At 43.3% G+C, this 13,753-nt stretch carries 13 protein-coding genes and 1 riboswitch; all 13 genes read right to left on the bottom strand.

From position 1 onward, the window contains the following. Positions 1-13: 13 nt before the first annotated feature. Positions 14-607, bottom strand: coding sequence for an adenylyl-sulfate kinase (gene cysC / locus NSQ17_RS07785; RefSeq protein WP_008344911.1), 594 nt, complete (start codon positions 605-607; stop codon positions 14-16). Positions 608-620: 13 nt separating this feature from the next. Then, positions 621-1,757 (bottom strand): sulfate adenylyltransferase, encoded by a 1,137-nt coding sequence (gene sat / locus NSQ17_RS07780; protein ID WP_024720328.1) that lies wholly within the window; start codon positions 1,755-1,757, stop codon positions 621-623. Between the two features lie 57 nt (positions 1,758-1,814). After that, positions 1,815-2,879, bottom strand: coding sequence for an inorganic phosphate transporter (locus tag NSQ17_RS07775; protein WP_008344915.1), 1,065 nt, complete (start codon positions 2,877-2,879; stop codon positions 1,815-1,817). A 13-nt stretch (positions 2,880-2,892) separates the two neighbouring features. Continuing rightward, on the bottom strand, positions 2,893-3,594 hold the full coding sequence (locus tag NSQ17_RS07770; RefSeq protein WP_008344917.1) for a phosphoadenylyl-sulfate reductase: 702 nt from the start codon (positions 3,592-3,594) through the stop codon (positions 2,893-2,895). Between the two features lie 45 nt (positions 3,595-3,639). Next, positions 3,640-3,786: a YezD family protein gene (locus NSQ17_RS07765; protein WP_342467995.1), complete on the bottom strand. Its 147-nt coding sequence runs from the start codon at positions 3,784-3,786 to the stop codon at positions 3,640-3,642. Positions 3,787-3,860: 74 nt separating this feature from the next. Next, positions 3,861-3,963, bottom strand: a riboswitch (SAM riboswitch). 158 nt (positions 3,964-4,121) lie between these two features. Continuing rightward, the gene (gene pyrE / locus NSQ17_RS07760) at positions 4,122-4,760 is read right to left on the bottom strand and encodes an orotate phosphoribosyltransferase (RefSeq protein WP_017359346.1); all 639 of its coding nucleotides are present in this window, start codon (positions 4,758-4,760) and stop codon (positions 4,122-4,124) included. 7 nt (positions 4,761-4,767) lie between these two features. After that, the gene (pyrF, locus tag NSQ17_RS07755; protein WP_342467994.1) at positions 4,768-5,472 is read right to left on the bottom strand and encodes an orotidine-5'-phosphate decarboxylase; all 705 of its coding nucleotides are present in this window, start codon (positions 5,470-5,472) and stop codon (positions 4,768-4,770) included. Then, positions 5,444-6,376: a dihydroorotate dehydrogenase gene (locus NSQ17_RS07750; protein WP_017359348.1), complete on the bottom strand. Its 933-nt coding sequence runs from the start codon at positions 6,374-6,376 to the stop codon at positions 5,444-5,446. Before NSQ17_RS07750 ends, pyrF begins: the two co-directional genes overlap by 29 nt. Continuing rightward, positions 6,370-7,146, bottom strand: a complete 777-nt coding sequence (locus tag NSQ17_RS07745; RefSeq protein WP_274660260.1) for a dihydroorotate dehydrogenase electron transfer subunit — start codon at positions 7,144-7,146, stop codon at positions 6,370-6,372. Before NSQ17_RS07745 ends, NSQ17_RS07750 begins: the two co-directional genes overlap by 7 nt. Beyond that, entirely contained in the window at positions 7,143-10,358 is a 3,216-nt protein-coding gene (gene carB / locus NSQ17_RS07740) for a carbamoyl-phosphate synthase (glutamine-hydrolyzing) large subunit (RefSeq protein WP_039166760.1), read from the bottom strand. Before carB ends, NSQ17_RS07745 begins: the two co-directional genes overlap by 4 nt. Then, positions 10,343-11,437 carry a carbamoyl phosphate synthase small subunit gene (locus NSQ17_RS07735; protein WP_019743288.1) on the bottom strand — a complete coding sequence of 365 codons (1,095 nt, stop codon included), beginning with the start codon at positions 11,435-11,437 and terminating at the stop codon, positions 10,343-10,345. The genes carB and NSQ17_RS07735 overlap by 16 nt, the downstream gene beginning before the upstream one ends. Further along, complete coding sequence (locus tag NSQ17_RS07730; protein ID WP_342467993.1) at positions 11,434-12,720, bottom strand: dihydroorotase; 1,287 nt, start codon at positions 12,718-12,720, stop codon at positions 11,434-11,436. The genes NSQ17_RS07735 and NSQ17_RS07730 overlap by 4 nt, the downstream gene beginning before the upstream one ends. After that, positions 12,704-13,627, bottom strand: coding sequence for an aspartate carbamoyltransferase catalytic subunit (locus tag NSQ17_RS07725; protein ID WP_041507330.1), 924 nt, complete (start codon positions 13,625-13,627; stop codon positions 12,704-12,706). The genes NSQ17_RS07730 and NSQ17_RS07725 overlap by 17 nt, the downstream gene beginning before the upstream one ends. Positions 13,628-13,753 lie beyond the last annotated feature (126 nt).

The following is a 13,753-nucleotide window of genomic DNA, read 5'->3' as shown; positions in this document are numbered from 1 at the left end:
TGCCATCAGGCGATTATTTCGTTTTATCCTTTACATAATCAACAAGGCGCTGTTTTGACTCCTCGCGTGATAATTCACCTGTATCTAGGACGAGCTCAGGCGCAGCTGGCTCTTCGTATGGTGAATCGATTCCCGTGAAAAATGGAATTTCGCCGTTTCTTGCTTTTTTATATAATCCCTTTGGATCACGCTCTTCACACACGTTCAGATCACATTTCACAAACACTTCGTGAAATTCTCCGTCTTCGACTAACTGTCTTACGATTTGGCGGTCTTCTTGAAATGGTGAAATAAAAGCAGTAATGACAATCGTTCCTTGCTCAACAAATAATTTCGCCACTTCACCGATGCGCCGAATGTTCTCTTTTCTGTCGTCATCTGAAAAGCCTAAGTCTTTATTGAGTCCATGGCGTACGTTATCGCCATCAAGAACTGTCACTTGGTACCCCTGTTCAAACAGCTCTCGAGCCGCTGCGTTGGCGATCGTCGATTTACCTGAACCGCTTAGACCTGTCAGCCAAATGATCCCGCTTGTATGGTTGTTTTTCTGTTGATATTCTTTTTTAGTAATAGATGAATCATGCCACACGATATGTTCGTTGCTCATGTCATATCCTCCTTTAAGATACCGTCGTTTTTAATCCTTCGATTAATGTTTCAATGACTTCTTTTCGGCTGAACGTGCTCGGTGGTAATTCACCATTTCTCAGCATCGTTCTGACCTTTGTACCTGAGAGAATGACATGTTCGCTTTTATCATGTGGGCATGTTTTTGGTGTTGCCATGGCTTCACATGTATTGCAGTAAAAGCTGTGCTCAAATTTTAATGGTGTGATCCCAATTTCTTCGCTTGTAAATTGTTCAAATAGCTCCTGCGCTTCGTATGTGCCGTAATAATCACCAACACCTGCATGATCTCTGCCGACAATAAAATGTGTACAGCCATAATTTTTACGCACAAGCGCATGAAAAATCGCTTCCTTTGGTCCAGCATAACGCATGGCAGCAGGAAAAACACCTAAAAAGACGCGGTCTTTCGGGTAATAACCGTTCAGTAACACTTGATAGCTTTTCATTCTTACATCTGCTGGAATATCATCAGATTTTGTTTCACCAACAAGTGGATTTAGAAATAGACCATCCACTGTTTCCAGTGCTGTCTTTTGAATGTATTCATGCGCGCGATGGACTGGGTTTCTCGTTTGGAAACCAACAATGGTTTTCCAGCCATTTTCTTTAAAATGTTTTCTTGTTTCTTCTGGCTCATACGTAAATTGCGGGAAAGGTTTTTCACTGCGTTTCGTCAGTGTAATTTTACCACCAATATACGTATCACCGCGTTCAAATAATTTTTTCACGCCTGGGTGATTGCGGTCATCTGTTTTATACACATTCACTGCTTCTTTTTCCTTATCAGGTGTGTATTGATCTTCCACCTCAATGACCCCGTATACTGTTCCATTATACGATAGACGAACAATGTCACCTCGATTGATCTCCGCTGCTTTTTCCTTTGTGACAGGCAAAGTAATCGGAAGAGACCAAACGACACCACTTGCTAGTCGCATACTGCTGACAACTGCTTCATAATCAGCTTTCGTTAAAAACCCTTCAATTGGACTATACCCGCCAATTGCGATGAGTTCAAGGTCTGCAAAAGAGATGGCATCCAGCTCAATTTCTTTCGCAGCTGTGCTTAGATCAAATTCTTCATTTACTCGATTAATTAATACGCCACCATGTGGTGTTAAACTCATTTGTTCATCTTCCTCTCAATGTTCATATTTATTAGATGTTAATAGTCGGATTTATATTTAAATCCCGCCGCCCTGTTCATGAATCGAGCTGCTCTCATTTTTAACTGCCTTCATAAGACTCAGTGCACCTAGTGAAGCAAGCAGTACACTCATCATGATAAAGATAGAGTAATAGTCTCCTTTTAAGAAAAGGCTTACCAACAAATAAGATAGACTAAGTGATAAGAAAGGTGACACAACCCATACCTTCAGCATTTTTTTCACAACATGTTTATGAAAAATGTTCGGTCCACCCTTTGCCATACCAAGCCCAATAATGGACGAGGAGGTAATTTGAGTAAGGGGAACAGGGAGTCCGAATATAGAGCTGACGATGACAAGTCCTGCACCGGTGCTCGATAATAGAATGCCTTCACCCGTTTGATAGCGTGTAATTTTCTTTCCGTTTGTTTCTAGTACCCTTCTTCCTAGAAGCAGCGCCCCAATGGCCACAAAGATTCCGCCGTAAAGGGTTCCTTGCCCGACTGATAAAACACCTGATGCGACAAGCGGGCCGACCGCATTGGCGACATTGTTCATGCCGGCTGAAAATGCTTCTAAAAACCCACTGATAATCAAAACAACAGATAAGATCAATGTTCCTTTTTTGGATAATGTCCGTTTAGGGAACAATCTGATGATTTTGACAACAGCAAAGGTAAAAACAAAGGCAACAATCGGAATAATCACCCAAAAAGAGACAATGACTAAGATCGATTTCACATACAGCACTTTATATGCGGCTGCCACACCGACCACAGCTCCTACTGTGACCTCACTTGTGGATAAAGGAATGGCCAAGAGATTCGCTATGAAAAGTGATAATGCGGCCGAGCCAATGATGATACACACAATTTCAAGTGTGATGACAGATTCCGGCATAATCCCGGAGCTGATCGTTTTGACGACCTCACCGCCGCCAATCACTGAACCTGCTAATATTCCAACCGCACAAACGCTGAGCGCGTATATTGGCTTTTTGATCGCACCTGAACCATATGCGATGCCCATCGAAGCGGCTGCTCCGCTTGCGCCAATATTTAAAGCAAAGAATAAGCTAAATAAAATTGCGGCGATTTCCATACATTATGCTCCCTTACTCATGTAATCCGCACTCAGTCTTTGCTGTCCCTGACCATCTTCCAGAACGCAAATCATCAGCAGTAAATGCCGGCTGTGTACAAGGTGCACACCCGATGCTTGGATATCCTTGGTCATGCAGCGGATTATAAGTAAGATCCTCTCTAGACGCATATCTCCATATGTCCTTCCACGTCCAGTGGATGAGCGGACATACTTTGACTGATTGGAATTTTTCATCCTTATTTAAGAAGTTCGTACCTGCTCGTTTAGGCGACTGCTCTCTTCTTAAACCAGACAGCCATGCCGGATAGCCAGATAGTGCCTCTTGCAATGGAATGACCTTTCTCATATGGCAGCAGCTTTGAGGATTCGTTTCCCATAATTTATCACCATGCTGCTCATTCTGCTCTTCCACTGTCAGCTCAGGTGTTTTCAGCACGATGTCTAAACCAGGATATCTTTCCTTAACTGCATCAATGGTGTCGTATGTTTCCTTGAAATGCAGACCTGTATCTAAAAAGACAATTCTTGCATCTTTTTTTACTTTCGCAATAAGATCGATCAGGACAATGCCTTCAATGCCAAAACTGCATGCATAAACGAGCTGATCACCATAGTGGCCGTACGCCCATTTCAGCACAGATAGGGCCCCTTTATACAAATCGTCCTCTTGAAATGTAATGGACGGCTCTTGCCAATTTTCATAAGTTAACATTGTTTCTCCCCTTCCGGAGTACTGCTTCTATTGCTATTCTCCGCACTACTTTAATCTGATTTTTTCATTTTTTTCCACTTGAATCACTTGACCGTCCTGAACGATCAACGTAATTGAACCGAATTTCATATCCCCAATCAGCTCTTGCATATGCTTCACTATGTCCTCATCCTGGTTTTGTTTCAGTTCCATCTCCTCTTCCTCCTCACCGTTAAAATAAAAAAACTTTCTTTCAGTCCGAAAGAAAGATGAGGAAGCTCACGATTTCCTTATCTTTCAAAATAGAATCATTTTGCAGGAAGTAGCACCTTGCAAATCGCAGGTTGCCGGGCTTCATCGGGCCAGTCCCTCCACCTCTCTGGATAAGAGTTTTAATTTGTATTAAATATTAACACAATTCAAACAAAAGTCAACCCGACTTTATTGATAGGATTAGTTTTTATTTAAATTTGAGTCTATTTTACTATTTTTAACCAAATAAAAAACTGTGCAGTGCAGCACAGCTTTTTTAAAACAAGACAAGCTTTTTAGACCGTTTCTTCCATCCAAGATTCAGACGAAGGATCCTGTCTCCAGCGTTTTAGTTTATTCATAGCAGAAGGCTCGATTGCTTTTAGCTCAAGTGCCACTTCTGTCAGTGTGTCATAGTCTGTCAGCGTGACATAGGGAATGTTTTTCTCTTGAAAAGCCGCAGCTGCTTTTGGCAGTCCATAAGTGAAGATCGCAACAACTCCGAGTACGTCACAGCCTTCTTCTTCTAGAGCAGCCACAACTTCAAGAACGCTGCCTCCAGTTGAGATGAGGTCTTCTACGACAACCACCTTTTGTCCAGGTGATACGGCTCCTTCAATTTGATTTCCTTTTCCGTGTGCTTTTGGTTTACTTCTTACATAACACATCGGTACATTCAGACGATCAGCTGCTAATGCCGCATGAGGAATGCCAGCTGTAGCTGTACCTGCGACAACTTCCGCTCCTTCAAAATGAGTGAGAATCAAGTCTTTTAAACCTTCCGCAATGTCCCCTCTGACCTCAGGATAAGACAAGGTGAGGCGATTGTCACAGTAAATCGGTGATTTGATACCGCTCGCCCATGTAAATGGTTCGTCTGGTTTTAAAGAGACAGCTTTGATTTGTAATAAATGCTTCGCGATTTTCGTTTTCATCCGGCAGTCACTCCCACTCTTTCAAAATTTGTTGATAAGCTTCCACTGGGTTTGTGGCTTTTGTGATCGATCTTCCCACAACAATCTGTGAAACACCCTGTTCTTTGGCAAAGGCAGGTGTCGCCACACGCTTTTGGTCATCCGTTTGATCATTTGGTAAGCGAATTCCTGGCGTCACAGTGAGAAAGGAAGGAGAGATTTGTTCATGAAGCTGTTTTGATTCATGAACAGAGCACACCACACCATCAAGTCCACTTTCATATGCCAATTGTCCATAATGAAGCACAGCCTCTTGCAATGGGCGGTCAATTAGTAATTCTTTTTTCATCATATCTTCTGACGTGCTTGTCAGCTGGGTCACTGCAATAATGCTTGGGCGATTTTGCCCGGCAGGGGTTCCGCTTTCAAGCCCCTCTATGGCCGCCTGCATCATTCTTTTCCCGCCGGCTGCATGCACATTCACCAAATCAACACCAAGTGCAGCAAGTCTGTTCATCGCTTTTTGCACAGTTGTTGGAATGTCATGAAGCTTCAGATCAAGGAAAATACGGCAATTTTTTTCTTTCAGTGCATCAATAATGGCAGGACCTTCTTGGTAAAACAGCTCCATGCCGACCTTTACGAATAATGGAGTGCCTTCAAAACGATCTATAAAGGCGTGCGCCTCCTGTCCTGATGGAAAATCAAGCGCGATGATGGGCAAGTGCTTCATGTTTCCAGCTCCTTCCGATGCATTCCTCTACAGATGAATACCCATAAGCCGCTAACACATTCGGTAGTTCATCAATGATTTCCGGGCAAATAAATGGGTTCACAAAATTGGCTGTCCCAACAGCTACCGCACTTGCGCCAGCTAGTAAAAATTCAAGTACATCTTCAGCGCTTTGCACCCCGCCCATCCCAATAATCGGAATAGAAACGGCCTGACTGACCTCATGCACCATTCGGATGGCTACAGGTTTTACAGCAGGACCTGATAATCCGCCTGTTTTATTAGCAAGAATGGGTTTGCCTGTTTTTAAATCTAAACGCATCCCAATCAAGGTATTGATCATGGTGAGTCCATCCGCTCCAGCCGATTCAATCGCTTTAGCAATCTCAACGATATTGGCTACATTAGGTGACAGTTTCACATAAACAGGAACGGAGGAAACTTCCTTAACAGCTTTTGTCAATGTAGCCGCCATTTCTGGATCGGTCCCAAAGGCAATTCCGCCTGTTTTCACATTCGGACACGAGATATTCAGTTCAAGGGCGTGAACATTGCTTGCTTGACTAATTTGCTTTGCTACTTCAACATAATCATCAACTTGTGATCCAGCAACATTGGCAATAATAGGGGTATCGAACTGCTCAAGCCAAGGTAATTCATGTTCAAGCACGCCTTTTAGACCTGGATTTTGGAGACCAATCGCATTCAACATACCGGCTCCTGTCTCAGCTACCCTCGGTGTCGGGTTGCCAAATCTCGGTTCAAGGGTCGTGGCTTTAATCATGATGCCGCCCAGCAAGGAAAGGTCATATAATGATGCGAATTCTTTTCCAAATCCAAAACAGCCTGATGCAGGAATGATTGGATTTTTTAAAGATAAGCCGGGTAATTCGATGTTTAGCATGATAGCGCCACCTCCTCCGCTTTAAAAACAGGTCCATCCAGACAAACTTTAACGTACGGTTTCTCATGCTGATCGGTATGACAGACACAAGCAAAGCATGCACCGATTCCGCAGCCCATTCGTTCTTCCATTGAAATATAGACAGGCTTATCGGGATAAAAGTCTTTTAGTGCTTTTAACATAGGTGTCGGTCCACAGGAAAGCAAGACATCAAAGTCCAGCTCATTCTCTTCAATGACATTTGTCACGAAACCTTTCGAACCATATGTCCCATCTACGGTTGCGATAAACGTATCTCCGAGTGCTTGAAACTTCTCCTCATAAAATACATCCTTTTTCGATTGAAAACCGAGAACATGTTTTACGATGACACCTTTTTTCGTTAACCGCTTAGACAGTTCATATAGCGGAGGCACACCGATTCCTCCACCGACTAATAATGCGGTCTGTCCGGCCTGAACGACTGAAGGGTCATAGCCGTTTCCAAGCGGTCCTAACACATCGACTGACTCTCCCGCCCGCTTTTGGGAAAGGAGCTTTGTGCCCTCTCCCTCTGCGCGGTAAATGATGGTTGCTTCTTGCTTTTCGGCATGAATGTTGGCAATACTGATCGGTCTTCTCAGCAGCGGTGTCATGGATTCACTGACCTTTATATGAAGAAACTGTCCAGCTGTTTGAAAGGATTCAACAAGATCACCCTTTAATGTCATTTCGTAAATATGATCAGCGATCTCTCGGTTCGAGACGACCGTCAAGTATGCTTTTTTCATATCGTTACTGTCACCTCAGCATTCGTTTTCACTTCTGGCATTTCATCTGCTCTAAATGTCATGCTCTCTAGCACTCTTAAAATCGCTTCCGCTGTATCTAGTGACGTTAAGCAAGCGACACCATTTTCAACAGATTCACGTCTAATTCTAAAGCCGTCTCTTGCTGGCTGTTTTCCTTTTGTTAAGGTGTTGATGACAAATTGGGCTTCACCATTTCGAATGACATCCAGCAGATTCTTTCCTTCTTCTCCTATTTTGCCGACAACACTTGATGGAATGGAAGCTTGTTTTAAGTAATTCGCTGTTCCTTCTGTTGCTAAAATATGATAGCCGATGGAATGGAATCTTCTTGCAATCTCAAGTCCTTCTTCTTTATCTTTATCAGCCACTGTCAGGAGAACCGTTCCGTCTTTTGGAATTTGAATGCCTGATGCAATCAGCCCTTTGTAGAGGGCTTTTTCGATTGTGACATCTTTCCCCATGACTTCACCTGTTGATTTCATTTCAGGCCCTAGTGTAATATCTACTCTTCTTAGTTTTGCAAAAGAGAAGACTGGAACTTTAACATATACGCCTTCTTGCTCAACATGAAGCCCTTCTTGGTAGCCATAGTTTTTCAGTTTTTCTCCTAAAATAACCTTTGTAGCTAAGTTCGCCATTGGAATGCCTGTAATTTTACTTAAGAATGGGACAGTCCGGCTTGAACGCGGATTCACTTCAAGTACATACACTTCACCTTTTGATAGCACAAATTGAATGTTCAAAAGCCCAATGATGTTAAGGCCTTTTGCGAGTTTAATCGTGTATTCTGCGATTTTCGCTTTGATGTCCTCAGACAAAGTTTGCGGCGGGTAGACCGCAATCGAGTCTCCAGAGTGAACTCCGGCTCTTTCAATGTGTTCCATAATGCCTGGTATGACAACCGTTTCTCCGTCAGACACAGCATCTACTTCAATTTCTTTTCCTGTCAAATACTTGTCAATGAGCACTGGATGCTGCGGATTGACTTTCACCGCATTCTCCATGTAGTGAAGGAGCTCAGCTTCTTGATACACAATTTCCATTGCACGGCCGCCTAATACATAGGAAGGACGGACAAGCACGGGGTAACCGATTTGATTCGCAATCGCTACTGCCTCTGGTACAGACGTCGCTGTCTTACCATTTGGCTGCGGCACGCCGAGTGTTTCTAATGTTTGTTCAAACTTGTCACGGTTTTCCGCACGGTCAAGGTCTTCAAGCGAAGTTCCAAGAATCTTAACCCCTCTATTTGATAATTCATCTGCTAAGTTAATCGCTGTTTGTCCGCCAAACTGAACGACGACACCTTCTGGCTGTTCAAGGTCGATGATGTGCATCACATCTTCTACAGTGAGTGGTTCAAAGTAGAGCTTATCTGAAATACTAAAGTCTGTTGAGACAGTTTCAGGGTTGTTGTTAATAATAATGGCTTCATAGCCTGCTTGTTTGATTGCCCACACTGAATGCACGGTCGCATAATCAAATTCAACCCCTTGTCCGATTCTGATTGGACCTGAGCCTAGCACGATGACACTTTTCTTATCTGTTCGTTCGGATTCATTTTCATCTTCATATGTGCTGTAGAAATACGGTGTTTCTGATTCAAATTCTGCCGCACATGTGTCCACCATCTTATACACAGGAACGATGCCTGCTTCTGTTCTTAGGTTATAGACATCTGCCTCATTCATATTCCATTCGCGGCTAATATAAATATCTGAGAAACCTTTTTCTTTCGCTTCTTTTAAAACGTCTACATTGCCTTTGTTTTCTTTTAGTGTCTTTTCAAATGCGATGATGCCTTCCAGTTTATGAAGGAAGAAATAATCAATTTTCGAGAATTCATGAATCTGTTCGACGGTATAGCCTCTTCTTAGCGCCTCAGCGATATAAAACAGACGCTCATCTCCTGCTTTGATAATCCGCTTTTCAAGCACTTCGTTTGTAATGTCCGCTTCGTCTTTTAATTCAATGTGATGCACATCCGCTTCAAGTGAACGCACAGCCTTTAAAAGAGACTCTTCTAATGTGCGGCCAATCGCCATGACTTCACCAGTTGCTTTCATTTGTGTTCCAAGTCGTCTGTTGGCAGATTCAAATTTATCGAACGGCCAGCGCGGGATTTTTGAAACAATATAGTCAAGTGCTGGCTCGAACGCTGCATATGTTTTACCTGTGACTGGGTTCATCATTTCATCAAGTGTTAGGCCGACTGCGATTTTCGCTGCAAGTTTTGCAATTGGATATCCAGTTGCTTTAGACGCAAGAGCAGAAGAACGGCTCACGCGCGGGTTTACTTCGATAATATAGTATTGGAAGCTGTCTGGATCAATCGCCAGCTGTACGTTACATCCGCCTTCAATGCCAAGTGCACGAATCAACTTGAGTGACACATTACGAAGCAGCTGATATTCACGATCACTTAGCGTTTGACTTGGTGCCACAACGATACTGTCACCTGTGTGAATGCCGACAGGATCAAAGTTTTCCATGTTACAAACCACAATGGCATGATCTCCGCTGTCACGCATGACCTCATATTCAATTTCTTTAAAGCCTGCGATACTTTTTTCAAGCAAACATTGTGTCACCGGACTTAACTTCAGTCCATTCTCGACGATTTCTTTTAATTCTTGCTCATTTGTACAAATTCCGCCGCCTGTTCCGCCTAGTGTATAGGCTGGTCTAACAATGACCGGGAAACCGATTTGATCTGTGAATGCCATCGCTTCTTCAAGGTTATGGATGATTTCACTTTCTGGTACAGGTTCATTTAATTCATTCATTAGATTACGGAATAAATCTCTGTCCTCTGCTTTTTGAATAGCTGACAGCTTGGTGCCTAGTACTTCAACACCGCATTCAGCGAGTACACCAAGATCTGATAATTCAACAGCAAGGTTCAATCCAGTTTGTCCGCCAAGTGTCGGCAAAATCGCATCAGGACGTTCTTTTCGAATGATTCGTGTTAAAAATTCTGGTGTCAGTGGTTCGATGTATACCTTATCAGCCATTTCTGTATCCGTCATGATCGTCGCAGGGTTAGAGTTCACAAGAACGACTTCATAGCCCTCTTCTTTTAGCGCTAAGCAAGCCTGTGTGCCTGCATAGTCAAACTCCGCTGCCTGACCGATGATGATTGGACCTGAACCGATCACTAAAATCTTTTTGATATCTACGCGTTTTGGCATACTTCTTCCCCTTCTTTCTCAGTTGTATGAATCATGTCCATGAACTCGTCAAATAAGTAGTTCGCATCTTCTGGACCCGGTGATGCTTCTGGGTGATACTGGACAGTGAATGCTGGTGCTTCTTTATGTTTTAATCCTTCAATCGTATTATCATTTAGCGCAATATGTGTGACTTCAAGCACGTCTTCATTAATGGCGCTAACCGTGTAGCCATGGTTTTGAGACGTCAAGGTTACCTTGCCAGTTGCTAGTTCTTTGACTGGATGATTGGATCCTCTATGCCCAAATTTCATTTTTTCTGTACTTGCGCCGCACGCAAGCGCGAATAACTGGTGTCCTAGGCAGATACCAAAGAGTGGAACCTTTCCAATCAGCTGCTGAATCATTTCAACCGCTTCTGGCACATCGACTGGATCCCCAGGTCCGTTTGAAAGCATGATGCCATCTGGTTTTAACTGTAATACTTCATCTGCTGTGATATTGTATGGCACCACAATGACATCACAATCTCGCTTATTGAGTTCGCGCAAAATGCCATGCTTCATGCCGAAATCGACAAGCACAATTCTTTTGCCTCTTCCTGGGCTTGGATACGCATTTTTCACAGATACTTGGCTTACTTGATCTGTTGGTAACTGCATTGTTTGAAGGCGGCTCACAACGTCTTCTACTTGTTCATCCGGTCCTGCAAAAGCTCCTCTTAATGTACCTGCACTTCGAATCATACGCGTGAGCTTGCGTGTATCAATGCCGCTAAGACCCGGGATATTTTTCATTTTTAAATACTCATCAAGTGAGTATGAAGAGCGCCAGTTTGAAGGCTTTTCACAAAGCTCTTTCACGATCAACCCTTTCACAAACGGTGTGATCGATTCAAAATCATCACGGTTAATGCCGTAGTTGCCGATCAGCGGGTAAGTGAGTGTGACAATTTGTCCGCAGTACGACGGGTCAGACAAAATTTCTTGATAGCCTGTCATCCCTGTGTTAAAGACGACTTCTCCGACTGACGGTTCTAAGCTGCCAAAACCTGTTCCTTCGAATACTGTTCCGTTTTCTAGCACTAAGCGTCTCTTCATTTTACTAGTCTCCCCTCTTCATAAACGACTTTCCCAGATGCAAGTGTCATGACCGGCCATCCTGATACAGTCAATTTGTCAAACGGTGTATTTTGTCCTTTAGATAAGAAGCTTTTTTTGTCAATTGCCATTTCTTTGTTTAAATCAATCAGTGTGATATCAGCGATTTGACCTTCTTCCAGCTTTCCGTATGGAAGAGCAAAGGCTTCTGCTGGTTTGATGGTCATATAATCAACAAGTTCTTTTAATGTCCATTCCCCTGTTTTCACAAAACGTGTGTACAGAAGCGGGAACGCTGTTTCAAGTCCGACAATCCCAAATGGTGCCCTCTGCATCGTTTCGTTCTTTTCTTCTTCTGTATGCGGTGCATGGTCTGTGGCAATAAAATCAATCGTGCCATCTAAAAGTCCCTCGATCAGTGCCTCGCGATCTTCTGCTCCTCTGAGCGGCGGATTCATTTTATAGTTTGTGTCAAGACCTGGAATGTCTTCATCACACAAGAGAAGGTGATGTGGCGATACTTCAGCCGTCACACGAATGCCTGCTTTTTTTGCATCGCGTACCACTCGGACGGATTCCTTTGTACTGATATGACATACATGATAATGACAATTCGCTGCTTCTGCTAAGAGGACATCTCTTGCAATATGCACCGATTCACAAATGGACGGTATTCCGTTTAACCCATTTGCTTTTGAAAAGTCTCCTTCATGAACGCATCCTCCATAAATGAGTGAGTTATCTTCACAGTGCGCCACTATGGCTTGATCAAGGCTTGCTGCCTTTTTCATTGCTTCGTACATCATGCCTGCGGTTTGAATACCAACACCGTCATCCGTAAAGGCAAATGCGCCCGCTTCTTTTAACGCTGCAAAGTCTGTCATCTCTTCGCCAAATTGTCTCGTCGTGATGGAAGCGTATGGCAGTACTCTTACAGAGGAGGTCTCTTTGATTCGATTCATCAGCCATTCCATTTGTTCTTTTGTATCTGGAACTGGTCTTGTATTCGGCATCGCTGCAATGGTCGTATACCCGCCTCTTGCTGCTGCCTTAGAACCTGTTTCAATGGTTTCTTTTTTCTCGCCGCCTGGCTCTCTTAAATGCACATGCAGATCAATCAAACCTGGTGATACAAATAGCCCTGCTGCATCAATGACTTCTTCTCCGTCTTCTCTTTCTAAGTGACCCATTGCTTGAATCACTTTTCCTTCTACCCTAATATCCTGCTGCACTCTTTCCCCTGTGCTTGTTAAGATAAAACCGTTTTTAATGAGATATGACATAGACAGAATCTCTCCCTTTTTGATGTAGTCTGCTATTTTGAAAAGCTCTTTTTAACACAGCCATTCGGATATACACACCATTTTCCATTTGTTTGAAAATCCTTGACTGTTTTGACTCTACTAATGAATCATCTATTTCAACACCTCTATTTACTGGTGCTGGATGCATAATAATCGCTCTTTCTTTCATTTTGCTTGCCCTGTCTACTGTTAATCCATAAGTCGATAAGTAACCCTCGTTGCCCATCTTTTCTGAGTGTCTTTCATGCTGAATTCTCAGCAGCATCACCACGTCAGACCGCTTCATGGCTTCGTTCACTTCGACATACGTTCCATGAGGGTTTTGTTCATCTTGGAAGGATGCTGGTCCTGAAAAGAGCACTGTCGCTCCTAGTCTTGCGAGGACTTCAGCATTGGACCTTGCCACCCTGCTATGTTTGATATCACCATGAATCGAGATCGTTAATCCTTCAAAACCGCCAAACTCTTCATAAATCGTCATCAAATCCAGCAATGATTGGGTAGGATGCTGACCGCAGCCATCTCCCGCATTAATGATTGGAATCCCGACCTTCCCAATCAGCTCTTTGTAATATTCGTCTGTACTGTCTCTGATGACACATGCCTTGACTCCGATGGATTCAAGTGTTTTCACTGTATCGTAAAGGGTCTCTCCCTTTTGAACAGAGGTACTTGCTGCGTCTAGGTTCAGCACATTCATTCCAAGTTTCTTCTCTGCCACCTCAAAGCTAAAACGCGTTCTTGTACTTGGTTCAAAGAAGAGGTTCGCTACAAATTCACCTGCTAAACCATGTTCCTTTTTCCCTTTTTTCAACGCACATGCTTCTTCAATCAGCTGTAAAATTTCTTCCTTTGACAAGCTGCTCATTGTCGATAAATCATTCATTTTTTCTGCCCCCTCTAGTTTTTCATCACTTTCAGGTTCAAAAAAACCCTAAGCCTCGGCAGCTTAGGGTTCTCCAAAAGAAGCAGGGGTGCTTTCGCACGTTCTGCTCCGTTTAGAACCCTTGTC

This window comes from Bacillus sp. FSL W8-0629, from assembly GCF_038593225.1.
GTDB lineage: Bacteria > Bacillota > Bacilli > Bacillales > Bacillaceae > Bacillus > Bacillus altitudinis.
Note: the sequence above shows the minus strand (reverse complement) of the source record. Positions and strands in the feature narration are given on the sequence as shown.

Excerpts from the sequence above, each read along its gene's own strand:
- cysC (WP_008344911.1), bottom strand. The coding sequence starts at position 607 with ATGAGCAACGAACATATCGTGTGGCATGATTCATCTATTACTAAAAAA.
- NSQ17_RS07775 (WP_008344915.1), bottom strand. The coding sequence starts at position 2,879 with ATGGAAATCGCCGCAATTTTATTTAGCTTATTCTTTGCTTTAAATATT.
- pyrF (WP_342467994.1), bottom strand. The coding sequence starts at position 5,472 with ATGAAGCACTTGCCCATCATCGCGCTTGATTTTCCATCAGGACAGGAG.
- NSQ17_RS07745 (WP_274660260.1), bottom strand. The coding sequence starts at position 7,146 with ATGAAAAAAGCATACTTGACGGTCGTCTCGAACCGAGAGATCGCTGAT.
- NSQ17_RS07770 (WP_008344917.1), bottom strand. The coding sequence starts at position 3,594 with ATGTTAACTTATGAAAATTGGCAAGAGCCGTCCATTACATTTCAAGAG.
- carB (WP_039166760.1), bottom strand. The coding sequence starts at position 10,358 with ATGCCAAAACGCGTAGATATCAAAAAGATTTTAGTGATCGGTTCAGGT.
- NSQ17_RS07725 (WP_041507330.1), bottom strand. The coding sequence starts at position 13,627 with ATGAATGATTTATCGACAATGAGCAGCTTGTCAAAGGAAGAAATTTTA.
- NSQ17_RS07735 (WP_019743288.1), bottom strand. The coding sequence starts at position 11,437 with ATGAAGAGACGCTTAGTGCTAGAAAACGGAACAGTATTCGAAGGAACA.
- sat (WP_024720328.1), bottom strand. The coding sequence starts at position 1,757 with ATGAGTTTAACACCACATGGTGGCGTATTAATTAATCGAGTAAATGAA.
- NSQ17_RS07730 (WP_342467993.1), bottom strand. The coding sequence starts at position 12,720 with ATGTCATATCTCATTAAAAACGGTTTTATCTTAACAAGCACAGGGGAA.
- pyrE (WP_017359346.1), bottom strand. The coding sequence starts at position 4,760 with ATGAAAACGAAAATCGCGAAGCATTTATTACAAATCAAAGCTGTCTCT.
- NSQ17_RS07765 (WP_342467995.1), bottom strand. The coding sequence starts at position 3,786 with ATGGAACTGAAACAAAACCAGGATGAGGACATAGTGAAGCATATGCAA.
- NSQ17_RS07750 (WP_017359348.1), bottom strand. The coding sequence starts at position 6,376 with ATGCTAAACATCGAATTACCCGGCTTATCTTTAAAAAATCCAATCATT.